This is a genomic window from Flavobacterium sp. CAU 1735, assembly GCF_039888695.1.
Lineage (GTDB): Bacteria > Bacteroidota > Bacteroidia > Flavobacteriales > Flavobacteriaceae > Flavobacterium.
In genome coordinates this window covers 21,045-45,622 of record NZ_JBDQQQ010000007.1, presented here as the reverse complement: position 1 = coordinate 45,622, position 24,578 = coordinate 21,045, and the positions used below count along the sequence as shown (strand labels likewise).

Genomic DNA, 24,578 nt, shown 5'->3' with positions numbered 1-24,578 from the left:
CGGTATTACATGAGGTATTTATGGTGTGCCCTGTTCTTGTCACTTGGATTGACAAATACGTTTTCACAAACCGAAAACGAACAGTTTCCGGTTTTTAAGGACTGTAAAGATAAACCGCAAAAAGAGCAGGAATCCTGCTTTAATGCTAAAGTTCAGGATTTTTTCTATTCGCATTTTAAAGTGCCACAGCAGGTAACCGATGCGAATTATAAGGGAACGGTTATTGCCTTGTTTGAAGTCGATTCAACCGGGACATTTAAACCCTTGTATATCGATGCGGCCTATCCCGAACTGAAAGAGGAAACCAAAAGAGTTTTTGCGCAGTTCGAAAAAGTAGAACCGGCAAAATTTGCAGGTAGGGCAACCTATGCTAAATATACGGTGCGTATCGCTATTCCGTTGGAAAAACCGGTATCGGATGAAACAACAGCTGTAGCGACTACTTCCGGAAAAACCAATCCAAAAGTACAACAGGAACTGGATGAGTTTGATAAAATTGTTAGCAAGCCCTTTCGGAACCCGCAGTTTAAAAGCCACCTGAATATTCCTTTTTCACATCAGAATTATGCCGTTTTCGATGCGGCCGTAAATCAGGTGGGAAGTAATAACCATTCGGCTTCCAAACCGTATTCTTATGCGGAAGTGGCCAAATATTACGATTTCGATAAGGAACAACAAAAACTGCTTAAAAATAAAACCTCCTGGTGGGGACGAAAACTCTGGAATGAAAACCTGGTTGCCATTCAGGGTGACGGCTATTGGTTTACTATCAACCCGATTTTCGACCTGCGCGTTGGGAAAGATATGGATAGCGAACTCAAATATACCTATGTGAACACCCGCGGGGTACATGTTCAGGGGGCGTTGGGCGAGCAGTTAACGTTCTCGAGTTCGGTTTATGAAAGTCAGGGGCGTTTTGCGGATTATTACAACCGTTATGCCGAATCGATCAAACCATCGGGTGGAAACCCGGCGATTATTCCAGGTATCGGGATCGCTAAAGAATTTAATGGAGATGGCTACGATTTTCCGCTTGCGGAAGCCAATATATCGTATACGCCTAATAAATTCATCAACCTGCAATTGGGTTACGGACGGAATTTTATTGGAGATGGATACCGCTCACTGATTTTTAGCGATGTGGCCAGTCCGTATCCGTATTTTAAAATCAATACGACGTTTTGGAAAATTAAATATACCAATACCTATATGTGGTTGAAAGATGTCCGTACCGACGTAACAGCCGAAAAGACATACGCCACCAAATATATGGCCAATCACTACCTGAGCTGGAATGTTTCCAAACGATGGAATATGGGATTCTTTGAATCGGTGGTTTGGAGTAATACCAACGACCGTGGTTTTGATTTTAGCTTTGTTAACCCGATCATTTTTTATCGTGCCGTTGAATTTACATCGTCTTCCAAAAGCGGAAATGCCGTTTTGGGACTTACGTCGAAATATAAGCTGAGCAACCAAATGAATATCTACGGACAATTCCTGTTGGATGAGTTTTCGTTAAGTGATATTAAAGCGGGTAATGGAAGCTGGAAAAATAAATACGGCTTCCAGATAGGTGGAAAGTATTACGATGCATTTAAGATTAAAAACCTGATGTTACAAGCCGAATACAATTATGTGCGTCCGTATGTGTATTCGCATAGTAATGTGTTAACGAACTACGGACATAATAACCAAAGTATGGGACATCTTTGGGGTGCCAATCTGAAAGAAGTGGTCGGAATTGCGCGTTATTATTATGGGCGTTGGTTTGTCGATGCAAAACTGATTTACGGACTAAGAGGACTCGATTTTAACACGGCGGACAATACCTATAATTACGGTGGGGATATCTATCGTAATTATGACGAAGACCGCCCTTTTGATACCGGAGTGGTAACCGGACAAGGAAATAAAACGAATGTTTTAATAGCCGATCTTCAGGCGGGTTATCTGGTAAATCCGGCGATGAACCTGAAACTTTTCGGAAATGTGATTTATAGAAACTTTGATCCGGCTACCGAAACGCCAAGTGCAGTAAAAAGTTCGACAACCTGGTTTTCAGTTGGTTTGCGCGTAGATTTGTTTAATTGGTACTATGATTTTTAATTATTTTTTGTAATTTTAGAATTATAACCAATAAAAAACATCATTTTATGAGAATCATAAAAAATATCATACTGTTCTTCCTGGCGGTTATCGTATTGTTACTCGTAGCGGGTTTGTTTGTGAAAAAAGACTATGCTATTGAAAGAGAAATAGTGATCAACAAACCTAAAGCGGAAGTGTTCGATTATATAAAGCATATTAAAAACCAGGATAACTATAGCGTCTGGAATCGAAAAGATCCGGCGATGAAAAGAGAGTATAAAGGAAACGACGGAGAAGTTGGTTTTGTTTATGCCTGGGAAAGTACCAATAAGGAAGTTGGGAAAGGCGAACAGGAAATTGTTCGTATTGTCGATGGCGATCGTGTGGATATGAAGCTGCGTTTTAAAGAACCTATGGAAGCCGATGATGATGCGTATATGATAACCGAAGCGGTATCGGAAAACCAAACCAAAGTCAAATGGGGTTTTAAAGGTTCGATAAACTATCCGATGAATCTGTTGCTGCTGTTTATGGATATGGAAAAAGAATTGGGCGGTGCTTTGGATACTGGTCTGAAGGATATGAAGACACTATTGGAAAAACAATAAAAAAATATGGAGAGAGGTCGAAAGACCTCTCTTTTTTGTTAAAACTGCTGTTTGCGGTTGATTTTAAGGGTTTACTTTTGATGAAAACTAATTTTTGAAGTATATTTGCGCACCGTTTTTATAAATAATAATGAAAACTGCCTTGAACGCTTCAGAAAAAACAATTTCACTTACCTCTTTATTTGCGGATTTTAAAGGAATCACCAAAGCAGGACTGGCTATTAGTGTTGTCTTTTCGTCTATAGTAGGCTATTTATTAGGGGTTTCCGATGAAACGCCTTTTAGCTGGATTACTTTTATACTGCTTGGAATTGGTGGCTATTGTATGGTGGGGGCTTCCAATGTATTTAATCAGATCATAGAAAAAGATCTGGATGCGTTGATGGATCGTACCAAAAACAGACCGCTTCCTTCCGGGAGAATTTCCAAACAAACTGCCTTTATTTTAGGAGCCGTGCTTACCGTTGTCGGGATCGCTATTTTGTATACGATCAATCCGAAAACGGCCATGTTCGGCGCAATATCCATATTTTTATATACCAGTGTTTATACGCCTTTAAAGACCATGACGCCACTTTCGGTGTTTGTAGGTGCTTTTCCGGGTGCTATTCCGTTTATGTTAGGGTGGGTAGCGGCGACCAATGAATTTGGTATTGAAGCCGGAACACTTTTCCTAATTCAGTTTTTCTGGCAATTCCCGCATTTCTGGGCTATTGGTTGGTTTTTGTATAAAGACTACGAAAAAGCCGGGTTCTTTATGTTGCCAACAGGAAAACAGGATAAGAAAACAGCCTTGCAAACGATATTGTATACTGTTTGGTTGATCATCGCTTCGTTGATTCCGGTAGTCGGGTTTACAGGTGATTTAAAACTGAGTTATGTAGCGGCTGGTTTTGTATTGCTTTTAGGACTTTGGATGTTGTATTTTGCAGTGAAATTATATAGAGAAATGGACGAGAAAGCGGCCCGCAAATTAATGTTGGTGAGTGTTTCGTATATTTCGTTGCTGCAATTGGTATATGTTATAGATAAATTTTTACGATAGGCTATATGAGTGCAATAAATAGTATGAAAATGTCAGTGGAAGAACATAACGAAAGAAAAGCAAAATCGTATAAGATGATGCTTTGGTTCGCGATGATCAGTATTGTGATGGTGTTTGCCGGCTTAACAAGTGCCTATGTGGTGAGTAAGTCCAGACCGGATTGGTTAAAGGATTTTACCCTGCCGAGTGCTTTTATTGCCAGTACGGTAGTGATGTTGCTGAGCAGTGTGACTTTTCATCTGGCTAAAAAAGCCATTCAGAAAGATAATAGAAAAGCAACTACCAATTTGTTATGGCTTACATTGGCTTTGGGAATTGCTTTTGTGGTATTGCAATTTGAAGGTTTTGCACAAGTTATCGAAAGCGGTTATTTTTTTACCGGAAGTGAGAGTACGATCACAACTTCGTTTTTATACGTGGTTGTAATTGTCCACTTAGCCCACTTATTCGGGGGTTTAATAGCACTTTTGATCATAATTTATAATCATTTTAAACAAAAATACAATTCAGGTCAAACCCTTGGTATAGAGCTAGGTGCGATGTTTTGGCACTTTCTTGATTTTCTTTGGGTGTATTTGTTTTTATTTTTCTATTTCTACAAATAGAAAAAAAATGTAAATTTGGGAACTTTTTAACTAATTACTTTATAATGGGAGCGACAGTTACTACAACAGCTACTAATGGAAAAACTTGGGACGGCGGTAATGAGCCGATGGGAGCAAGTTATGGTAAGATGATGATGTGGTTTTTCATCGTATCGGATGCCTTGACTTTTTCTGGATTTCTAGCAGCCTACGGTTTTTCAAGATTTAAATTTATAGAATCCTGGCCTATTGCGGACGAGGTTTTTAATCACTTCCCGTTCATGCATGGCGTTGATGCACCGATGTATTACGTGGCATTGATGACATTTATTTTGATTTTCTCATCCGTAACCATGGTATTGGCGGTTGATGCAGGACATCACATGAAAAAAACAAAAGTAGCCGTTTACATGCTTTTAACCATCATTGGTGGTTTTATCTTCTTGGGATCTCAGGCATGGGAATGGAAAAACTTTATCCAGGGTACTTACGGGGCTGTGGAAACTAAAGGAGGTTTAATCCTTCAGTTCGTCGATAAAGACGGAAAAAGAGTAGCGTTGGGTGATTTTGCTGCGAACCTTCCAAAAGAAAGAGAACAATTAACCCGAAATAAAGGGGTTTGGTATATGAACGAATCGCATGCTATTCCTACCTATTCTGTAGAGCAGGTTGTAGAAGGATTCAAAGCCAATCCGGATCTATTGATTCGTTCGGAATTCAATACAAAAGACAAAACGAAAACCGTATTGTCGAGAGAAGAATCATTGAAAAAATTAAATGACGTTAAATATGTAGTGGAAGGGGCAAACCTGATCCGCAACGAGTATGGTCATAAATTATTCGCAAACTTCTTCTTCTTTATTACAGGATTCCACGGATTCCACGTATTTACCGGAGTATTGATCAACATCTTGATTTTCTTTAATGTGATCTTAGGAACATACGAGAAAAGAAGAAGTTATGAAATGGTTGAAAAAGTTGGATTGTACTGGCACTTTGTAGATTTAGTTTGGGTGTTCGTATTTACATTCTTCTATTTAGTTTAATTGATTTAAAAGAATAAGTATATCATGGCACATACCGCGCACGAATCAAATACAAAAAGAATATGGGTTGTTTTCGGAATCCTTTCCGTAATTACAATCATCGAAGTTATTTTAGGTATCGATAAACCAAAAGCATTATACATGACAAATCTATTGTCGATGAATTTGCTAAACTGGATTTTCATTATCTTAACCGTTGTGAAAGCTTACTATATCATGTGGGCCTTCATGCACCTTGAAGGAGAAAAAGGAAGTTTCAGATGGTCAATTGTTGGACCTCTGGTTTTTTTAATTATCTATTTAGTGTTCATCTTACTGGTAGAAGGTAATTATATCTTTGATGTGTTTAAAAATTCCGATTACAGATGGATTTTTTAATAGCATATTAAATTATAAAAAAGGCGGTTATTCAACCGCCTTTTTTTAATTTTGTGAAGACTAAAATTCAGGTATATCCCATGAAAAAATATATTGTTCTCACCGTTCTTTTTGCATTGCCTATATGTGCTTATCTGTTCTTCGCATCCGGAGTAAACAGTTTTGCAAAATTGCCTACCGTAACACCCAATATCAAGGAACTTTCCAACTGGAAATCACTTGACGGCGATACCGTTCGTCTAAAAGATAAAATCACGATTCTGGGATTCCCCGGATCCGAAATCTTGATCAATAAAGGAGACGCCTTTAACCTCGATCAGAAAATCTATAATAAAAACAGAGAGTTTGCCGATTTCCAGGTGGTGATGCTAGCACCCGAAGGAACCGAAGATCAGGCACGCCAGTTAAAAACGGAATTAAGCGGGATTTCCGATCTGAAAGTGTGGCATTACGTATTTGCCAAGCCGGAAGAAATCCAGGCCTATTACGATGCACTTAAGCTGGTTGGAAAGCTGGATAAAAACCTGAGAACGCCAAATGTTTTTATAATCGATAAAGACCTCAACCTAAGAGGACGTAAAGGGAAGAATAAAAAAGGCGAGGAAGAATACAAAGAAGGTTATAATACAATCTCGGCTGCCGATTTGCACAATGAAATGAGTGACGATGTAAAAATCATTCTGGCCGAATACCGACTGGCGCTTAAAAAGAACAACAAACGCAAAATATAATCCGCATTACTCTAAATAGTTTACCTCATGAAAAACAAATCGTATATCGGAATTTCATTTATCGTGCTGATCTTCGGGATCTGGGCGGTGCCGAAAATTCTGGCCAAATTTCAAAAAGCAGATTTAGTAACCATCGGACCGGTGCCGAAGTTTGAGTTAACCGATCAGAACAATAAAAAAATAAGCAATACCGATTACCTTGGAAAAGTATACGTAGTGGAATTTTTCTTTTCGACTTGTCCGACGATTTGTCCGATTATGAATCAGAATATGCTGAAACTACAGGAAGAGTTTTATGGAAATCCAAGTTTCGGAATTGCCTCTATTACGATCGATCCGGAACACGATACACCGGCAGTTTTAAAAGCACACGCCGATCAGTTGGGAGTGAAAAATTACAATTGGCATTTCCTGACTGGTGATAAAAAATACATATACGATCTGGCGTTAAAAGGATTTAATCTGTATGCCGGAGAAAACGATAAACAGGCTGGCGGATTTGAACATTCCGGTTTGTTTGCTCTAATCGACAAAGAAGGAAACATCCGTTGTCGTAAGGATAGTTTTGATAACCCGATTTTGTATTACGATGGTTTGGAAGAAGCGGGAATCAAAGCGATAAAAGAAGATATTAAGAAATTGCTAGAAGAATAAGTATAATGGAAAATTCAGTAGAAAAAAAATACAATAAATGGATTGTGGTGCTTTCGGTTGCGATACCGTTAGTAGTAGCGTTATTGTTTGGTGTTAACCTTAGAAAGTTAGGTTATGATGTACAGCCGTTATCCTTTTTACCGCCTATTTACGCGACGATCAACGGAATAACAGCCGTTTTATTGGTTGCGGCGGTTTGGGCGATTAAAAACGGCAAAAGAAGCCTGCATGAAAACCTGATGAAGGTGGCGATTGCCTGTTCGGTAGCATTCCTGGCGATGTATGTGGCTTATCATATGACATCCGATTCGACAAAATTCGGAGGGGAAGGAGCAATCCGTTATATCTATTACTTTATTTTGGTGACGCATATCCTTTTATCAGTGATCATCATTCCTTTTGTATTGATTACCTATGTAAGAGCGATAGCGGGAAGTTTTGACCGTCATAAAAAGATTGCAAAGATTACCTTTCCGATGTGGTTGTATGTAGCCGTGACCGGTGTGATTGTTTACCTTATGATTGCGCCCTATTATGTACATTAAGAAGACTATAAAGCCACTGTTTTTATCGGTTGTGGTATTGCTAATGTCGTTAAATGCAAATGCACAATGTGCCATGTGTCGGGCGGCTTTGGAAAGTGAAGAAGGAGGCGTAAAAGCAGAAGCCGTAAACGACGGAATTGTGTACCTGATGGTGATTCCGTATGTATTGGTTGGTGTGTTGGGTTATGCGATTTACCGCTTAAAGACAAAGAAGAAAAAAATAGAGAATTAATAATGGCCGCTATAAAGCGGCCTTTTTATTGGATAAATAATTTGTGTGTGTAATCATGCGAATTTATAATACAGTGATCTGAATATAAAGATGTATCATTCATGATTATTCAGTATAGTAAGGAAGAACAAAGTCGATAAACCATCTTGGAGGATTGGCCGTCAGCAATTGCATTTCATTGTTGTATAGTTCGGCAATCATAATTAGTTCTTTTCCTGAATTGTCAAAAAGATAAGCCCTGTGGCACAATGGAAGCATCTGATGTAATAATTTAAGAGTTCGGGAGTATCGATTTTCAATCTTTTCTCTTGAGACTGGATGACCTCCTTTTTTAACTCTATTAGCTACTCTCGAGATGTTAACTTCGGGATCATCAATGCAAACAAAATATAGATAAGGTTGATAACCAAATTTTAATAAGTCTTGAATCTCTTTTATTTTAGAAGTGTGACTCATTATAGTTTCAAAACTAAAAGATTTTCCCTGTTCAATTAATATGTGTCTGATAAAAGAGGCTACATAGGAAGCTTCATAGCTGTGTGAATCTTTTGAACGATCGACAATGCAATTATTGCTTATCACTATGTCAATAGGGTGGTTTCCTTCTTGTGCTTTCTCTATGAGAGAAATTGAACTTGGCAGCTTAGAGAATAAAACTAGGTCATCTTGCGAGGCAATCACATTAAACTCATTCAAATCAATTAAGCCTTTTGTGATTAGTTTGTTTTCTATTTCATCAGCATTTATAAAAGAACCTGTAGGGTATACTTTGGAGAATTCCGAGAAAAGTGAACTCTTGCCAGAACCGTTTGGACCTGCAAAAATCCGTATTCTTCTATTTGGCATGAAATACCATTCCTTTGGTTAGTACGATGGGAGTCTCTTTTTTTTCAACTCTTTTTTTTAAGGTAACTGTGCCGTCGGGATGTTCTTCATAAATGGCATCATTTTTTATATAAGTGATTGTAAGATCCAACGCCTTCGATTGTCTTACAGCATTAATCGCAACTTTTTTGCTTGCTTTAACAAGTGATTTTGTTTGTAAGTTGTCTTTTCTGAAAATTTTTTTTTGGCTCATGATTTTAGAAAATCTAATTTGATTGCTCTCTCAAAGATAATAAATTTGGCTTAGTTATGCAAAGTTTCCTGACTTTGAGGCTTGTGTGAAAAGACCTCCAGACTATATACCCGGGATTTTGTTTTTTATTGTTGTTAATTACTCCATTCCGTCTATTTTAATGCTCATTTGTCCGGATGTTTTGATAAAAGCGATGATGGCTTTATCGGTAACCTCAACTTTGTCAAAAATAAAATCGTTGATGTTTCCATTTACAAAAACACCTTTCATTGGGGAATAATTGTTTAAGTACGGCAGCATATTTTTCTTACCTTCTTCCAGATTGTCTTTAATCGAATAACGGCAGCTCTCCTGTATTTTATTTAGAATATAACCCTGCATTAACCAGTTGGCCGTTTTGGTTAGGATGCCTTTGGTGTTTAATACATAATCCATTTGATCAAAATAAATCTCTTTTGATACCGCATTGTAATTAGGAATACCCGACAGGTAAATCGTACCATCTAAACTACCGGTCATACTTAATGCAATGATCATTTTACCATCTTTATGCCATAAGTCAACTTTTTGAACTGTGATCTTTCTGCTTCCGGAAGCAAATTCCTTACCCTGAAAGTTTTTGGTAATGATGCGTGAGGCACTTTCATAGGTCGAAACGGCGGCAACCGTGGCTTCAATCTTATTCGGCATTTTGGCAACCGGTTTTAAAACGATAGCTTCTTTTTTAAACGTGTTTAGCGGCTCCTGACCTACGATGGTTTGCATTTTGCATTTTAAGCCCATATCCATCGTGATTTTGCTTTTTGATAATATAGCGTCGGTTACATATAATTCGGTTGGAGCTACCTTAAACCAGGTTTCGTAAACCTCACTGGTTTTAAACGGCGTACTGATTTTCTCCAGAACGGCTAACACCTGTGGTTTGAAATCGGTGGTTTTGTTAATGGCATCATCTATCGTTTTGGCAATTTTGGCTTTAAACAAACGGATCGTCGGATTGACAACATAGGTAATCGGTACATTTTTGCCGGCTACGACAATACTCGGACTGTCTTTCCATTCGAAATCTTCAATTGCGGAAGTTGTCGAAAGTTTCCAGTTCGATAATTTGGCATCACTCAAAAGGGTGATTTGCCCGTTTAGGTTAATTTCTTTCGTATCGTTCAATCCTAAAAAGTCAGTCCCGTATTTGAATTTAGCCCATATTTTTAAAGGAATTACCGATCGGATTTTACCGTCTTTCTCCGTTAGTTTTATCGGAGCCTGTTTCCAGATTTTCATTTCCGTTTTATCATCGGCCAGAATACTATCGTTATAAATTAATCCGTTTAGGGATTTGTTGAGTTGGATTTCAATTTCCTTTAGCGGAATTTCTATCGGCATATTGATAAAAGAAGTGGTGGTTTCGTAAACCGCGGGTTTGTTGTCGCTGGGTTCCGGTTTTAGGGTGTTAATTTTTCCGGTACTCCCGCAACGGGTCATTAGCATTGCCAGGCTTATTACTGCCAGGAATGAAAAAAAAGTTTTCATAAGAGTTGTCTAAAAATCTTCGGTAAAAGTAGGTTTTTATTGAAATAAAATTGTAACGTTCGTTAAAGAATTGCGTCTAATGGATACCGAATAAAAATGCATATGTGCACAGAAATTTTATATTTGTAGGAAAATCAATAATATGAAGAACACAACATTGCTGTTTTTGGGTTTGTCCATGGTGACAATTCAAATGAAAGCACAAGCTAAAAAATGGACTTTGGAAGAGTGTGTGAATCACGCAATGGAGAAGAATATTTCGATCAGACAATCGATTTTAGATAAACAGGTTGCCGAAATCTCTAAAAAAGATGCTTGGGGAAATTTCCTGCCAACCGTTAACGGGCAAGCATCGCACTCCTGGAACGTTGGTCTTAACCAGAACATCACCACAGGTCTTTTGGAAAATCAAACCATTCAGTATACTTCTGCCGCATTGAATGTGGGAATTGATGTTTATAAAGGGTTACAGCATCAAAATCAGTTGCGAAAAGCCAATCTTTCGATCATCGCGTCACAATATCAATTGCAGAAAATGCAGGAAGATGTTTCGTTGAATGTTGTGAATGCCTATTTACAAATCCTTTTCAATAAAGAAAATCTAAAAGTGCAGACCAAACAGCTGGCCTACGATACCAAACAAATGGAGCGTACACAAGAGCTTGTTGATGCCGGAGTAGTACCAAAAGGGGACTTGCTGGATGTGAAAGCTACGGTTATGGCTGACAATCAGAAATTGATTGCCGGAGAAAACGCACTGTTGCTGTCAAAGCTAAGTTTGGCGCAATTATTACAACTGGACGATTTTCAGGAGTTTGATATTGTTGATTCTGAAACGCCGGTACAAAACAGTAGTGTGTTGCTGGAAAATCCAAAAAATATTTTTCAGAAAGCAAAAGAAACCAGAGCCAATATAAAAATTGCGGAAGCCAATGTTTCGATAGCCGAAAAAGATTTGTCTATCGCAAGAGGAAAATACCATCCGACACTTCAGGGATTCTATAGTTTCAGTACCCGTGCGGCTTATGCCGATAGAATTACCGGTTACCAACTGGATGCGGCTAACCCGACACTTCCAACACAGTATTTTACGGAAAATGGATTACAGGTGTTGCAAAACAACTACCGTCCGGTTTTAGGAAGTCCGGAGCCAATCTTTGATCAGTTTAGCAATAACAAAGGACAGAATTTTGGATTGTCGTTAAATATTCCGTTGCTAAATGGTTTCTCGGTTCGCAATAATGTCGAGCGTTCTAAAGTAGCGTTGGAACGTTCCAGAATCGCATTAGAACAACAGGAACTGGATTTGGAAAGAACGGTTTATACGGCTTTTACCGATACCAAAGGATCGCTTAAATCATACGAAGCGGCTGTGGCAACACTGGAAGCCCGACAAGAATCGTTTAACTATGCGAAAGAGCGTTATGAAGTGGGCTTGATGAATGTTTTCGATTTTACACAGGCACAAACGTTATTCGTAAATGCCCAGTCGGAAGTGTTGCGAACAAAATATGATTATATATTCAGAACGAAAATATTGGAATTCTACTTTGGGTTACCAATTATTCAAAAATAAAAATTTATGAAAAAGAGTACAAAATACATCCTGTTGGGTAGTGTTGTTTTGTTAGTTGTTGTACTGGTTGCCCTTAGTAAATCGGGTGTGATCGGTAACAAAGAAAAAGGAACGGAAGTAGAAACGACGCAAGCCAACCAGATGACAATTGTCGAAACGGTTTCGGCTACCGGGAAGATACAACCTGAAATTGAAGTAAAAATTTCATCCGACGTTTCCGGAGAGATTATTGGTCTTCCGGTTAAAGAAGGACAAACAGTAAAAAAAGGAGATTTGTTGGTTCGCATCAAACGCGACTTATACGAGTCGGGAGTGAACCGATCGGTAGCGTCTTTATCAACGTCCAAAGCGGGATTAAGTCAGGCGGAAGCTCAGGTAAAAGAAGCCAAAGCCAACTACGATCGTAACAAACAGTTGTTTGCCAAAGGTGTAATTTCAAAATCCGAATGGGATAAGATCGTATCGACCTACGAAGTGGCTGTTGCTGCGAAACAATCGGCCTATTACAATGTGCAAAGTGCTACGGCAACTGTGACCGAAGCAAATGATAACTTAAACCGAACAACTATTTATGCACCGGTAGACGGAACGATTTCCCGACTGGATGTGGAATTAGGAGAACGTGTATTGGGAACGCAACAAATGGCGGGTACCGAATTATTGCGTGTGGCCAACCTCAACAATATGGAAGTGGAAGTCGATGTAAACGAAAACGATATCGTTAAAGTAAATATCGGCGATCCGGCTAAAATCGAAGTGGATGCCTATCTGAAAAAAGAATTCAAAGGAATTGTAACCAGTATTTCCAATTCGGCCAGTTCGACGCTAACAGCTGATCAGGTGACCAACTTTAAAGTAAAAGTACGTATCTTAAAAGAATCGTATGAAGACCTTTTGGTTGGAAAGCCTTCTAATTATTCGCCTTTCCGTCCGGGAATGACAGCAACGGTTGATATTGAAACCAAACGTAAAGAAAATATTCTGGCGGTGCCAATTAGCTCGGTAGTGATGAAAACCGATGCCGATATTTCGGGAGCTAAAAAAGATATCATGGAAGAGCTGGAGAAAGAAGAAAAAGAAAAAACAAAAGGCTCTACCGAAAAGAAATTTGAATGCGTATTTGTGAAAGTAGGTAATAAAGCGGAATTGCGTAAAATTAAATCCGGAATCCAGGACGATACCAATATCGAAATCGTCGAAGGTTTGAAAAAAGGAGATGAGATTATTACCGGACCGTATACTACAGTTACTAAAGATTTAAAACCGGGTGATATGGTTGTGATAAAAAAAGCCGGATCGCCCGATAAAGGAAAAGATAAAAAATAATAACGCTTAGTTTTTTTGATTTTTACCGGATTTTTCCGGGAATACATTTGCCACGGTTGCACCATTTTTTCAGGCTATAGAGCGGAAAAGATATTGCAATCGTGGCAAAAAAATATATGATTATCTTTGCCAATAATTTTTACTGAAGATGGCTTACATTTTGAATATTGAAACGGCAACAAAGAATTGTTCCGTAACCCTTGCAAAAGACGGAGAAATACTGGTGTGTCTTGAAATGGCCGAAGAAGGCTATTCCCACGCGGAAAAACTTCATGTCTTTTTTGAACAGGCTTTGCAACAGGTGGGGTTAGCGTTTCAGGATTTAAACGCGATAGCGGTAAGTCAGGGGCCGGGTTCGTATACCGGACTTCGCATTGGCGTTTCGGCGGCAAAAGGCTTGTGTTATGCGCTCAATATTCCATTGCTGGCAATCGATACGCTGGAAACGTTGGCACGACAGTTAACGGTAGCCGAAGGAAAGATTATCCCGATGATCGACGCCCGAAGAATGGAAGTTTTTACAGCTGTTTTTGATTCGTCCTATGCCCGACTACGCGCTACGGAAGCAGAAATTATTGAAACTACAACTTACGATACACTCGAAGGAACGTTGCATTTGGTTGGTGATGGTGCCGCAAAATGCAAAGCGGTTTTAAACGATCCGAGGTTTGTATACCATGATACGATTGTATATCCGTCGGCCAGAGAAATGAGCCGGATCTCCTTTGAAAAGTATCAAAAAAGCGACACCGTAGATGTCGCTTACTTTGAGCCTTTTTATTTAAAAGATTTTGTGATGACTACAAAACCTAAGAAGTCGTAACGGAAACAATTTTACTGCTTTCTTCCAGTAATTCCGAACAAACGGTACCATAATCGGCATTATAGGTCCAGGCACGAAGGGAAAAAATCACATTCTTTTCGCCCATATCGCTAATCACGACTTCCGGTGCCGGAGTTTGTAATACTTTCGGATGATTTTTTACCAGTGCTTCCAGTTTGATTTTGATGTTTTTGACATCCGAATCATATCCCGTTGGTACTACCAAAGTGGTTCTGCGGGTTGTTTTCTGCGAAAAGTTTTTAATCTTTCCATTGGATAAAAGTCCGTTCGGAATATAGATGATCTGGTTTTGAGCCGTTAATATTCGAGTCGAAAAAATCTGAATCCCCAGTACTTTTCCATTTTCGGACTGCGCTTCGATGGTGTCTCCTACTTTAAAGGGTTTGAAAAGGATGATCAATACACCGCCGGCAAAATTCGAAAGCGAACCTTGTAACGACAAACCTACGGCAAGTCCGATGGCTCCTAAAATGGCTACAAACGATGATGTTTCGATACCTAATTTGGAGATTACTGATACAAATAATAAGATTCGTAATGCCCAGATCAGGAAATCCAACAGGAATTTGATCAATGTGGGTTCCAGTTCTCTTTTGGTCATTACCGTTTCGGCAATCTTTCGGATAAAACGGATTCCCCAAATCCCGACAAACAGGATGATGATCGCCGAGATCACTTTGGGTGAATAATCCAGTAAAACATTAAAATAGTGAATAAAAAAGTTATTCATTTGTTCCATAAGAGGGATATTTATTTAATTGCTAATTCGTCTAATACAGTGGTCAGTTCGCGAACGGGTAACTGACAATTTCTGTTTTCACAAATATAAAACAGTGTGTCCTTTTCGTCAAATCGATTTTGAAGAAATGGGATTTTTGAAGGCGTTGTACTTCCGGCGATAACCACATGTGGGTAATAATGTCGCTGCACAGCCTTTATACCGGCAATCGCATCCGCACCGCAAACGGCCAGTTCTTTGTTGTCGGTCGATAGGTTCATCCATAAATTCAACCAGTTCGAAAAAGCCGAACCATAATCGATATTGGGAATGACATGGTTGAGCATTTGCATAGCCGTTTTTTCATAATGACTGTTGTGAAACAGTATGCCAAGTGTAAACAGGTTGTTGGCCATAACCGAGTTGGACGACGGGATTACATTGTCTTCAATCTCATAATGTTCGGCGATTAAGGCAGTTGTGTTTTTGGCTTTAAACAGGAAAAATTGCTGTGTTTCATCATAGAAATGATCAAAACAATAATCGGTTAATTGTTTGGCGTGATACAAAAAGGTTTCGTCCAGTGTAGTCTGATATAAACTGATAAAAGCGTCGATAGTAAACGCATAATCTTCTAAAAAACCAACGATACTGCTTTGTCCGTTTTTATAGCTATGCCATAAATAGCCTTCTTCCGACCAAAGTTTTTCGATGATAAAAGAGGCGTTCCGAAGTGCCAGCTCGAGGTAAGAAGAAGTTTCGATGGCGTTATACGCTTCAACATATCCTTTTAACATAATAGCGTTCCACGATGTGAGCGATTTATCATCCAGTCGTGGTCTGGGTCTTTTTTGCTGTTCGCGGAATAATAACTGTTCCCACTGTTGTTTTTTGTCGGAAAGTGCCGTTACGGTCAATCCGAATTGTTCGGCGATACTTTCCAGCGACTGACTTTGGATAAGGACATAATTGTCGTGCTCCCAATAGCCGAAATCATTAATGTTAAACAAGGCGGCAAAAATCTCAAAATCGTCCTGTAGGAGTTGTTGCAGTTGTTCTTTTTGCCAAACGTAATAGGCGCCTTCTTCGAGTTGCTGTTCTGCGTTTAAACTGTCGGCATCCAAAGCGGCATAAAAACCGCCTTCCGGATTTAAAAGTTCGCGTTCGACGAATTCCAGTGTTTTTTCGATTACTTCTTTATACAGCGGATTTTGTGTCCGTTTATAAGCCTGAGCATATAGCGTAACCAACTGACCGTTGTCGTAAAGCATTTTTTCGAAATGCGGAACATGCCATCGCATATCGACGGAATAACGGGAAAAACCGCCGCCCAATACATCGAATAATCCACCGTGAGCCATTTTTGTCAGGGTCAGGTCTACAAAATCCAATAGGTCTTTTGAGGATGTTTGATAGCCAAATCGTTGTAGGAAAATAAAATTATTCGGCATCATAAATTTGGGAGCCCGCGCATAGCCACCAAAATCCCAGTCAAAACTTTTAGACCACTTTTCAATCAGTATTTTAATTCGCGCCGGATCCTGTTCTTCGGGATTGGCTTGTGCGTGGTTTACGATTCCTAAAAACGAAATACCTTCGTGTAATTTTTCGGCATATTCCAGCATCTTAGCGGGATTCGTCTGATACAGGTTTTGAAGCTGGGTTAAAATATCCATCCAGTTTTCTTTTTTAAAATAGGTACCGCCCCAAACCGGCCGGCCATCCGGTAAACAAACCACATTGAGTGGCCATCCGCCATGACTGGTCATTAGTTGTACGGCTTTCATATAAATAGCATCCACATCGGGACGTTCTTCACGGTCGACTTTAACGGAAATAAAACCGGGATTCATAATATTGGCTACTTCGCTGTCTTCAAAACTTTCATGTTCCATTACATGGCACCAATGACAGGCCGAATAGCCGATGCTAACGATCATGAGTTTGTTTTCTGCTTTGGCAGTTGCCAGCGTCTGGTCGTTCCATGCTTTCCAATGGATCGGATTTTGCGCATGTTGGAGTAGGTAAGGACTGGATTCGTATTGGAGTTCGTTCATGGTTTTAAAAAAGGCGTTCATTCGAACGCCTGTATCTTTTTTATTTTATTTCAAAAGTGAGTTTCAGATTTACCCTGAACTCTGTCACTTGATCATCGTTAACAACAGCACTTTGTTCCTGTACATAAACCGATCGGATATGCTTTAGCGTTTTCGATGCTTCTGCAACCGCTTTTCGGGTGGCATCTTCCCAGCTGGTTTCCGAACTGGAAAGTAATTCAATAACTTTTAGTACGCCCATAATTTACCAGTTTTTAAGGTTAAACTATTAAAGGTAGTGTATAAAAGTTAAAAAAGCAACTGCTGTTGTGGGAGAACAGTTGAAAATTAACCGTTTACCGCTTCTACTTTGATATTCTGATCGTGTAACATTTCTTTTAGCATGTTTTCAATACCGTTTTTCAACGTAAAAGTTGAAGACGGACAACCGCTGCAAGCCCCTTGAAGGATCACCTTTACGCGTTTTTCGGTTTCGTCGTAGGATTCGAAAATAATGTTTCCACCGTCTGAAGCTACAGCCGGTTTTACATATTCGTCCAGGATATTGATGATTTGCTGTGACGTTACATCCAGGTTGTTAAAATACTCTTCCTGTTGTTTTTCGTGGTTGGCGGTTTTTACGATCTGCGTTTCGTCGATGATTTGTTTGCCTTCTTCAATATAATTTTTGATAAAAGTGCGCACCTCCTGTGTGATTTCCTGCCACTCGTTAATATCGTATTTGGTGATCGAAATATAGTTTTCGTCGATAAATACTTCTTTTACAAACGGAAGCTTGAATAATTCTTTTGCCAACGGCGAAGGAGCTGTCTCGTCGATGTTTTTAAACTCCACGCTGGTTTTGGTTAGTAACCGACTGGCAACAAATTTTAATACCGATGGATTAGGCGTCGTTTCTGCATAAACAGTAACCGGTACTTTTTTACTTTTGTTTTCATCGGTGTTGATGATCTTTCCGCCTTTGTCTACAAAACTTTCGATTTGTTCGGCCAATAATTCTTTTACCTCATGCCATTCTACAATCGAATATTTTTCGATGGCAATAAAGTTGCCTGAAATGTACACCGTCTTAACAAAAGGTAGGTAAAATAGCTGTTTTGCAAGGGGTGACGGTGCGGTTTCGTCGATGTTTTTAAACTCGAAACTTTCACTTTTTGTTATGAAATCTGGAAATTCAAACTTCACAATAGCAGGGTTTTGCGTATCTCGTATTGTTACTTTTAACATTTTTTTTGTGATTTTTTGCAAATTTAACGAACATATATCGTTTGAATAAGTATATTTGGAAATTTTAAAGGAAAAATTAACATAAAGGAACTGTTTTAACCCCAAAATAAGATATTTTACAAGCTTAAGCAAATATGAAAAAACTCTCCCCTCTATTGTTTTTGCTATTCTCTGTTGTGGCTTTTTCCCAGCCTATAACGGTGAATTCCAATACATATACGGTTCCTCAATTGGTTCAAGATGTTTTGATCAACTCCCAATGTGCGCAAATTTCAAACGTGACCTGGAGAACGGGGAATACCAATGGACAGAATTCGGAAAACGGTATCGGGTATTTTCAGAATACCAATCCTAACTTCCCAATTCAGTCGGGTGTGATTTTAAGTACTGGTAGAGCTACTTCGGCTTCGGGACCGAATAACGGAATTTTAAGTCAGGGAAGTACTTCCTGGACCGGAGATGCCGATCTAAAGCAAACAATGGTGCAAGCCGGTGTTGTAAATAATGCGTTTACCTATACGAATGCCAGTTATATCCAGTTTAATTTTACACCGCTAACCAATAGTTTTAGTTTTAATTTCCTGTTTGCCTCGGAAGAGTATGGTATGTATCAATGTACGACAGATTATGCTGATGCTTTTGCTTTTATTTTAACAAATCTAACGACTGGGCAAAGTACTAACTTGGCTGTTGTACCGGGAACTTCAACCCCAATTTCTGTTTTTACAATAAAAGACCAGATAAATAATGCAATTTGTGCCTCATTGAACCCTACTTACTTCGGAATGTATTACCCGGAAAACGGATTTCCACCGGCTCCGATTCATTTTATAGGAAGAACGGTTGTAATGAATGCGTCTGCTACAGTTACTCCAAATACCCCTTATCGAATTAAAATGGTAATTGCCGATGGTGGTGGAGTTTCGGGACTGGATACTGCTTATGATTCTGCGGTATTTTTACAAGCGGGTAGTTTTAACGTAGGGCAGGCTTCTTTAGGAGGAAACCTTACAATTGATAACCTTGGGGCTTTGTGTCCGGGTGAGATTCGAACCTTATCTACCGGATTGGATCCAGCTTTTTATACATTCCAATGGACTAACGGAGGAAATCCTATTCCTGGGGCAACCGGACCTTCCTATGGTGTTTCGACACCTGGGACTTATGGTGTTATCATTACAAATGTTTCCGGTGCCTGTGTGCAACAGCCCGATCCGGTTACTGTAGAAGTCTTTCCACCTATTGCGGCCGGAACACCGGTTGACTTGTTTAAGTGTGGTGACGGAACAACTCCGGTTAGTTTTAACCTCGACGACAATCGTGCTGCAATTTTAGCGGGTCTTGATCCGGGTACGATTATTACCTATCATACCAGTTTGACAGATGCGGAACAAGGAGCAAATTATGTTCAGGATCCGACGAATTATCTGACGCCAATTACCAGAACGATTTATGTGAATGTTTCAACGGGTGAAAATGCCTGTTATGTTATCCGTCAGTTTAATGTAAACGTGATTTCGTGTACAGCTGATCCGGTACGTCCAGATGATCAAACAGTTTGTGATATTGACAGCGATGGTGTTGAGACTTTCGATCTGACACAATTTTATACGACTATTCTTGGAGGACAAAATGCGTCCGACTACAATATTACATTCCATCTTAATCAGGCGGATGCCGATAATGATGCGAATCCAATTACACCGGCTAATGCTTTTACTACTGGTAATCAAACGGTTTATATCCGTATGGAACGAGCAGCCGATCCTACCGTTTTTGGAACTACAAGTTTTAACCTGATTCTAAAAGCGCTACCACAGGCAGCTATTAGCGGACCTGATGGTACTTGTAATGGAAGTACTGCAGTAATCGTTTTTCAAGGTACGCCTAATGCAACGGTAAATTATACGGTTGACACTAATCCGGCCAGTATCACTTTGGATGCCTCCGGAAACGGATCGGTAATAACGCCACCTGTAACAGCCAATACGGTTTATAGTTTGGTAAGCGTGGTAAGTAATGATACAGCACCACAGTGTACCAGAAACCTTACGGGTTCGGTTAATATAACTGTTTATAATGCACCAACGGCTACAATAGGAACCGATACAACAATCTGTTCCGGTGATACCGCGGTACTAACATTTAACGGAACACCAAGTGCTGTTGTTACCTATAATAATGGTACGGCTGATACTACTGTAACATTAGATACGAATGGAATGGCATTGGTAACAGTTGGTCCGTTAACAGCAACAACGACTTATAGCCTTGTACGGGTTATTTCTTCGGGAACTCCGGCTTGTATGGCAACCTTAACCGGTAGTGCAACAATTACCGTAAACCCATTACCAACAGCGACAATCAGTGCACCGGCATTAATTTGTTCTGGTGACACGGCTGTAGTAACGTTTACAGGACCAGCCAACGGAACTGTTACATATAGTGACGGAACGACTCAGGTAACGATCAACCTTGATGCTGCGGGTCAGGCAACAATTACAACTCCTGTATTAACCGCACCGGCTACTTATAGCCTGGTTAGCGTAAGTACAGCAGGACCTTTGGTATGTACCCGAAACATCAGTACATCGGTAACGATCGGCGTTAAAGATCTACCGGTAGCAACAGTAACCGGACCTGCTTCGGTATGTTCAGGAAGTACGGCGAATATCGTATTCAACGGAACACCAAATGCTACGGTAACGTATACTATTGGAACCGATCCAACTTTATTTACAATTACCTTAAACAGTGCCGGAACCGCTACAGTTGCAACAGCAGCATTGACCGGACCGGTTACGTATACTTTGGTAAGCGTACAAAGCAACGGTACACCAAACTGTAGTCAACCACAAACAGCGAGCCATACGGTAACTACAGTAGTAGCACCAACTATTTTCAACCCGACTCCATTGGAAGTTTGTAACTCCAACTACGACGACGGAATTGAAACATTTGACTTAAGCGTTAAAATCGCAGAAATCACCGGAGGTGACCCTAACTTAACGGTAACCTTCCACGAAACACCGGAAGATGCTCAATTAGGAAACTATCCGATTGCGATGCCGTTATACACGAACATCAATCCGCATACACAAATTATTTACATCCGTGTTGTAAACACCGGAGTAAACGCATGTGCTTCTTTCAGTACCTTAACTTTAATTGTTAATGAAAGACCACGTATTGTAGTAGGGGATATCACCGATTACGAATTATGTGAAACCAGTACTCCTGGTGACGGATTTGAAATCTTCAACCTTACCACCAAAGACGCAGAAGCGATCAATGGTCAGGCAGGAGTAAACGTAACCTACTATACCACCGAAGCAGATGCATTAGCAGGAACCAGCCCTATTACAGGAGCGGCAGCCTATACGAATGCTTCGAACCCGCAAACAATCTGGTACCAGTTGAAAAACGCATCAGGCTGTATCGCAGTAGGATCTTTCGATCTAATCGTAAATCCACTACCAACCGTACCAAGCCCGGTACCGGCATACACCCTTTGTGATTACACCGGACAGGCGTTATACGAACAATTCGATTTATCAACTAAGATTCCGGAAATCATCGGAACCACAACCGGATTGGAAGTTAAATTCTATAAGACACAAGTTTTAGCAGAAGCCGGAACAGCCGGAACCGAATTACCAACGTTATACACCAATGAAGTTGCTACAGTACAAACCATCTTTGTACGTGTGACCAACAGTACAACGAGATGTTATGCGGTAACTGCAATGGACTTACGAGTGGAGCCACTACCAGTATTGGTAATGCCAACAACACCGGTAACTACATGTGACGGAACTAACAACGACGGAATCGGAGATTTTGACTTAACAACCTTAATTCCGGGTATGTTAAGTGGAGAAGCTAACGTAGTATTAAGCTTCCACGAAACACAACAAAATGCAGAAAACGGATTATTCCCAATCACCGTTCAACCATACCAAAACATCAACCCTTGGACACAAACCCTATGGGTATTGGCAACCAATACGGTAACGGGATGTAAGAGCGTATACTCGTTCAACTTACTAGTGCAACCGGCACCAATCATGCCAACACTATTAGACCTTGATGAGTGTGATACGGATTCGAATCCGCATGATAACCAAACCACATTTGATTTAACAGTACACACGGCCACAATCCTTGCAGCTCAAACCGGACCTGCATCGGATTATGTAGTGAACTACTATATCTCAGAAACCAATGCGCAGAATGGTTCACCATTTATCGTATCCAATGGAAACTTTATCGGAACCAACGGCCAAACGATCTGGGTACGTGTAACGCATAAAGCAACAGGATGTTATACCATCGGAAGCTTTAAACTGATTGTAAACAGTCCGCTACAATTAACACAGCCGGACGAGATCACCCTTTGTGATGATGCTTTACCAAATGATCAACGTCAAATCTTTGACTTAACGATCCGTGAAGCGCAAATCACCGGAGGAGCGACAGGATATACCTTTAATTATTACAGCAGCACGGCCTTACCACCGAACCCGGCTACGTTGATCGCAGATCCAACTGCGTTCCATAACACGGCAACGGTACAGACTTTATTAGTAGAAGTAGTAAGCGGCGCAGGATGTAGCAGCTATGTAACCCTAACGATCCGTGTTACACCACTACCGGAACCGAAATTCGACCCGGCACCACTTGTAGAGTGTGATGATGATTATCCAGGAGATGGAATCACGTTCTTTGATGTAACGCAAAACGCGAACTACATCCGAAACAATGAACCGAACTACGTATTAACATACCACCCAACTCAGGCGGATGCTTTAGCAGGAACCAACGCGATTGCTACACCAACCAACTGGCAAAATATGGATGCCAACGGAAACGCCTTAACCAGCGTATGGGTACGTGTAACAACAGCACCGGCCAACAACCGTGACCGTTGTTCATTAGTAGTAGAACAGCCATTAATCGTAAACCCACGACCAGCTGCTGGTCCGGTAACCGATTACCATATGTGTCAGATTCCATTCACAGGAAGTGGTGTATTTGATTTAAGTACTAAAACACCTGAGGCATTAGCCGGACAAGGTCCTGCAGGTTACACGGTAAGCTACCATGCTAACCAGGCGGATGCTGATAGTGGAAATGCTCCATTGGCAACCAGTCACCCAAGTACTGTAAACGGCGAAACCATCTATGTACGTGTGGTAAACACTACAACAGGATGTTACAACACCACAAGCTTCCAATTATTTGTGGAGCGTGGATCGGAAGCTACTGATGTAGCGGATATCGACAGATGTGATGACCTAAACGATGGAACGGAAACGTTTAACTTAAATGATTTGGATGCTACGATCTTAGGTCCTGTACAGGCAGCGGATCCGAACTTTAGCGTAAGCTACTATGCTTCGGATGCAGACTTAGCCAACGGAACACCGATTGCAACACCAGCAACGTATACAATCACGGATTACCTGACACACGAGATCATTGCAGTAGTTAAAAACACCTACAGCACTTACGGATGTCCTGCAGAAATACGATTCAACATCACGGTGCACCGTTTACCGGAACCGACACCAAATGCAGGATTTGTATGTATTGATCAAGAGACAGGAACGGTATTAAGTACGCATATCATCAACAGTGGATTGGATGCTACAACGCACACGTTCCAATGGTATGAGAATGATGCAGCGGGAGTACCACAACCGATTACAGGCGCAACAGGAGCTACGTATGAAGTAAACCACCCGGGAACGTTCTCTGTAATTGCAACCAGCATTGCAACAGGATGTCCTTCATTACCGGCATCAGTAGTGATCACACAATCGGAACCGGCAGAAGTTACGGCTTATGTATCGAATGCGTTCACGGATAACCAATCCATCACAGTAGAAGCGATTGGAATCGGAGAGTACGTATACCAATTAGACGAAGGTGACATCCAGACAAGCCCGGTATTTACCAATGTAAGCTCCGGATCGCACACGGTAACGGTATACGATAACAAAGGTTGTGCTACGGTAACCATTCCTGTAACGGCAATCAATTATCCGCATTACTTTACGCCAAATGGGGACGGATATCACGATTTCTGGAATATTGGTGATTTAGAAAACGATGCAAACGCAAAAATTTATATATTTGACCGATACGGAAAACTATTGAAACAGATCAAACCATCGCGATCAACCGGATGGGACGGAACGATGAACGGTCAACAGCTACCATCGACGGATTACTGGTTCACAGTGACCTATACCGAGAATGGAGATATTAAAGAGTTTAAAGCGCATTTCTCATTAAAAAGATAA

General features: G+C 40.3%; 21 protein-coding genes. 14 read left to right on the top strand and 7 right to left on the bottom strand.

Features of this window, described 5'->3' with window-relative positions; all coding sequences use genetic code 11:
* Nucleotides 1-9: 9 nt before the first annotated feature.
* The 10 genes from AAFN64_RS14635 to AAFN64_RS14590 all read left to right on the top strand — a co-directional run bounded on the left by AAFN64_RS14635 (nt 10) and on the right by AAFN64_RS14590 (nt 7,914).
* A complete protein-coding gene (locus AAFN64_RS14635) occupies nt 10-2,109 on the top strand; it encodes a gliding motility protein RemB (RefSeq protein ID WP_347761003.1) in 2,100 nt (699 codons plus the stop codon).
* Nucleotides 2,110-2,156: 47 nt separating this feature from the next.
* Nucleotides 2,157-2,699: an SRPBCC family protein gene (locus AAFN64_RS14630; protein WP_347761002.1), complete on the top strand. Its 543-nt coding sequence runs from the start codon at nt 2,157-2,159 to the stop codon at nt 2,697-2,699.
* Between the two features lie 142 nt (nt 2,700-2,841).
* Nucleotides 2,842-3,744 carry a heme o synthase gene (cyoE, locus tag AAFN64_RS14625; RefSeq protein ID WP_300489330.1) on the top strand — a complete coding sequence of 301 codons (903 nt, stop codon included), beginning with the start codon at nt 2,842-2,844 and terminating at the stop codon, nt 3,742-3,744.
* A gap of 23 nt (nt 3,745-3,767) precedes the next feature.
* Nucleotides 3,768-4,349, top strand: coding sequence for a cytochrome c oxidase subunit 3 (locus AAFN64_RS14620; RefSeq protein WP_300489327.1), 582 nt, complete (start codon nt 3,768-3,770; stop codon nt 4,347-4,349).
* 44 nt (nt 4,350-4,393) lie between these two features.
* The gene (locus tag AAFN64_RS14615) at nt 4,394-5,374 is read left to right on the top strand and encodes a cytochrome c oxidase subunit 3 (protein WP_347761000.1); all 981 of its coding nucleotides are present in this window, start codon (nt 4,394-4,396) and stop codon (nt 5,372-5,374) included.
* A 24-nt stretch (nt 5,375-5,398) separates the two neighbouring features.
* A complete protein-coding gene (locus tag AAFN64_RS14610) occupies nt 5,399-5,752 on the top strand; it encodes a cytochrome C oxidase subunit IV family protein (RefSeq protein WP_136403856.1) in 354 nt (117 codons plus the stop codon).
* Between the two features lie 80 nt (nt 5,753-5,832).
* Complete coding sequence (locus AAFN64_RS14605) at nt 5,833-6,483, top strand: hypothetical protein (RefSeq protein ID WP_347760999.1); 651 nt, start codon at nt 5,833-5,835, stop codon at nt 6,481-6,483.
* Nucleotides 6,484-6,510: 27 nt separating this feature from the next.
* Complete coding sequence (locus tag AAFN64_RS14600) at nt 6,511-7,137, top strand: SCO family protein (protein WP_300489267.1); 627 nt, start codon at nt 6,511-6,513, stop codon at nt 7,135-7,137.
* A gap of 5 nt (nt 7,138-7,142) precedes the next feature.
* Nucleotides 7,143-7,682, top strand: coding sequence for a DUF420 domain-containing protein (locus tag AAFN64_RS14595; RefSeq protein WP_300489264.1), 540 nt, complete (start codon nt 7,143-7,145; stop codon nt 7,680-7,682).
* Nucleotides 7,683-7,725: 43 nt separating this feature from the next.
* Complete coding sequence (locus tag AAFN64_RS14590) at nt 7,726-7,914, top strand: hypothetical protein (protein ID WP_136403873.1); 189 nt, start codon at nt 7,726-7,728, stop codon at nt 7,912-7,914.
* A 105-nt stretch (nt 7,915-8,019) separates the two neighbouring features.
* Here the strand turns inward: AAFN64_RS14590 and AAFN64_RS14585 are convergent, their stop codons facing one another.
* The 3 genes from AAFN64_RS14585 to AAFN64_RS14575 all read right to left on the bottom strand — a co-directional run bounded on the left by AAFN64_RS14585 (nt 8,020) and on the right by AAFN64_RS14575 (nt 10,522).
* Nucleotides 8,020-8,760, bottom strand: a complete 741-nt coding sequence (locus tag AAFN64_RS14585; protein WP_347760997.1) for a zeta toxin family protein — start codon at nt 8,758-8,760, stop codon at nt 8,020-8,022.
* The gene (locus AAFN64_RS14580; RefSeq protein ID WP_347760995.1) at nt 8,750-8,992 is read right to left on the bottom strand and encodes a hypothetical protein; all 243 of its coding nucleotides are present in this window, start codon (nt 8,990-8,992) and stop codon (nt 8,750-8,752) included. The genes AAFN64_RS14585 and AAFN64_RS14580 overlap by 11 nt, the downstream gene beginning before the upstream one ends.
* Nucleotides 8,993-9,130: 138 nt before the next feature.
* Nucleotides 9,131-10,522, bottom strand: a complete 1,392-nt coding sequence (locus tag AAFN64_RS14575; protein WP_347760993.1) for a DUF4403 family protein — start codon at nt 10,520-10,522, stop codon at nt 9,131-9,133.
* A 142-nt stretch (nt 10,523-10,664) separates the two neighbouring features.
* Here AAFN64_RS14575 and AAFN64_RS14570 point away from each other — a divergent pair, with 142 nt between their 5' ends.
* The 3 genes from AAFN64_RS14570 to tsaB all read left to right on the top strand — a co-directional run bounded on the left by AAFN64_RS14570 (nt 10,665) and on the right by tsaB (nt 14,247).
* On the top strand, nt 10,665-12,098 hold the full coding sequence (locus AAFN64_RS14570; RefSeq protein WP_300489249.1) for a TolC family protein: 1,434 nt from the start codon (nt 10,665-10,667) through the stop codon (nt 12,096-12,098).
* 6 nt (nt 12,099-12,104) lie between these two features.
* Nucleotides 12,105-13,424, top strand: coding sequence for an efflux RND transporter periplasmic adaptor subunit (locus tag AAFN64_RS14565; protein ID WP_347760992.1), 1,320 nt, complete (start codon nt 12,105-12,107; stop codon nt 13,422-13,424).
* Between the two features lie 148 nt (nt 13,425-13,572).
* The gene (tsaB, locus tag AAFN64_RS14560) at nt 13,573-14,247 is read left to right on the top strand and encodes a tRNA (adenosine(37)-N6)-threonylcarbamoyltransferase complex dimerization subunit type 1 TsaB (RefSeq protein ID WP_347760991.1); all 675 of its coding nucleotides are present in this window, start codon (nt 13,573-13,575) and stop codon (nt 14,245-14,247) included.
* Here tsaB and AAFN64_RS14555 read toward each other — a convergent pair.
* From AAFN64_RS14555 to AAFN64_RS14540, 4 genes are all read right to left on the bottom strand, one after another.
* The gene (locus tag AAFN64_RS14555; protein ID WP_300489240.1) at nt 14,234-15,007 is read right to left on the bottom strand and encodes a mechanosensitive ion channel domain-containing protein; all 774 of its coding nucleotides are present in this window, start codon (nt 15,005-15,007) and stop codon (nt 14,234-14,236) included. The genes tsaB and AAFN64_RS14555 overlap by 14 nt on opposite strands.
* Nucleotides 15,008-15,018: 11 nt before the next feature.
* A complete protein-coding gene (locus tag AAFN64_RS14550; protein ID WP_347760989.1) occupies nt 15,019-17,064 on the bottom strand; it encodes a thioredoxin domain-containing protein in 2,046 nt (681 codons plus the stop codon).
* Nucleotides 17,065-17,083: 19 nt separating this feature from the next.
* On the bottom strand, nt 17,084-17,284 hold the full coding sequence (locus tag AAFN64_RS14545; RefSeq protein WP_136403866.1) for a dodecin family protein: 201 nt from the start codon (nt 17,282-17,284) through the stop codon (nt 17,084-17,086).
* Nucleotides 17,285-17,370: 86 nt separating this feature from the next.
* Entirely contained in the window at nt 17,371-18,270 is a 900-nt protein-coding gene (locus tag AAFN64_RS14540) for a NifU family protein (RefSeq protein WP_347760988.1), read from the bottom strand.
* A gap of 134 nt (nt 18,271-18,404) precedes the next feature.
* Here AAFN64_RS14540 and AAFN64_RS14535 point away from each other — a divergent pair, with 134 nt between their 5' ends.
* Entirely contained in the window at nt 18,405-24,578 is a 6,174-nt protein-coding gene (locus tag AAFN64_RS14535; protein ID WP_347760987.1) for a choice-of-anchor L domain-containing protein, read from the top strand.

What these genes read in the sequence shown, in the direction of transcription:
- AAFN64_RS14605 (WP_347760999.1), top strand. Translation starts at nt 5,833, where the DNA reads ATGAAAAAATATATTGTTCTCACCGTTCTTTTTGCATTGCCTATATGT.
- AAFN64_RS14585 (WP_347760997.1), bottom strand. Translation starts at nt 8,760, where the DNA reads ATGCCAAATAGAAGAATACGGATTTTTGCAGGTCCAAACGGTTCTGGC.
- AAFN64_RS14590 (WP_136403873.1), top strand. Translation starts at nt 7,726, where the DNA reads ATGTCGTTAAATGCAAATGCACAATGTGCCATGTGTCGGGCGGCTTTG.
- AAFN64_RS14565 (WP_347760992.1), top strand. Translation starts at nt 12,105, where the DNA reads ATGAAAAAGAGTACAAAATACATCCTGTTGGGTAGTGTTGTTTTGTTA.
- AAFN64_RS14540 (WP_347760988.1), bottom strand. Translation starts at nt 18,270, where the DNA reads ATGTTAAAAGTAACAATACGAGATACGCAAAACCCTGCTATTGTGAAG.
- AAFN64_RS14575 (WP_347760993.1), bottom strand. Translation starts at nt 10,522, where the DNA reads ATGAAAACTTTTTTTTCATTCCTGGCAGTAATAAGCCTGGCAATGCTA.
- AAFN64_RS14580 (WP_347760995.1), bottom strand. Translation starts at nt 8,992, where the DNA reads ATGAGCCAAAAAAAAATTTTCAGAAAAGACAACTTACAAACAAAATCA.
- tsaB (WP_347760991.1), top strand. Translation starts at nt 13,573, where the DNA reads ATGGCTTACATTTTGAATATTGAAACGGCAACAAAGAATTGTTCCGTA.
- AAFN64_RS14535 (WP_347760987.1), top strand. Translation starts at nt 18,405, where the DNA reads ATGAAAAAACTCTCCCCTCTATTGTTTTTGCTATTCTCTGTTGTGGCT.
- AAFN64_RS14615 (WP_347761000.1), top strand. Translation starts at nt 4,394, where the DNA reads ATGGGAGCGACAGTTACTACAACAGCTACTAATGGAAAAACTTGGGAC.
- AAFN64_RS14600 (WP_300489267.1), top strand. Translation starts at nt 6,511, where the DNA reads ATGAAAAACAAATCGTATATCGGAATTTCATTTATCGTGCTGATCTTC.
- AAFN64_RS14550 (WP_347760989.1), bottom strand. Translation starts at nt 17,064, where the DNA reads ATGAACGCCTTTTTTAAAACCATGAACGAACTCCAATACGAATCCAGT.
- AAFN64_RS14595 (WP_300489264.1), top strand. Translation starts at nt 7,143, where the DNA reads ATGGAAAATTCAGTAGAAAAAAAATACAATAAATGGATTGTGGTGCTT.
- AAFN64_RS14570 (WP_300489249.1), top strand. Translation starts at nt 10,665, where the DNA reads ATGAAGAACACAACATTGCTGTTTTTGGGTTTGTCCATGGTGACAATT.
- AAFN64_RS14620 (WP_300489327.1), top strand. Translation starts at nt 3,768, where the DNA reads ATGAAAATGTCAGTGGAAGAACATAACGAAAGAAAAGCAAAATCGTAT.
- AAFN64_RS14555 (WP_300489240.1), bottom strand. Translation starts at nt 15,007, where the DNA reads ATGGAACAAATGAATAACTTTTTTATTCACTATTTTAATGTTTTACTG.
- AAFN64_RS14610 (WP_136403856.1), top strand. Translation starts at nt 5,399, where the DNA reads ATGGCACATACCGCGCACGAATCAAATACAAAAAGAATATGGGTTGTT.
- AAFN64_RS14545 (WP_136403866.1), bottom strand. Translation starts at nt 17,284, where the DNA reads ATGGGCGTACTAAAAGTTATTGAATTACTTTCCAGTTCGGAAACCAGC.
- AAFN64_RS14635 (WP_347761003.1), top strand. Translation starts at nt 10, where the DNA reads ATGAGGTATTTATGGTGTGCCCTGTTCTTGTCACTTGGATTGACAAAT.
- AAFN64_RS14630 (WP_347761002.1), top strand. Translation starts at nt 2,157, where the DNA reads ATGAGAATCATAAAAAATATCATACTGTTCTTCCTGGCGGTTATCGTA.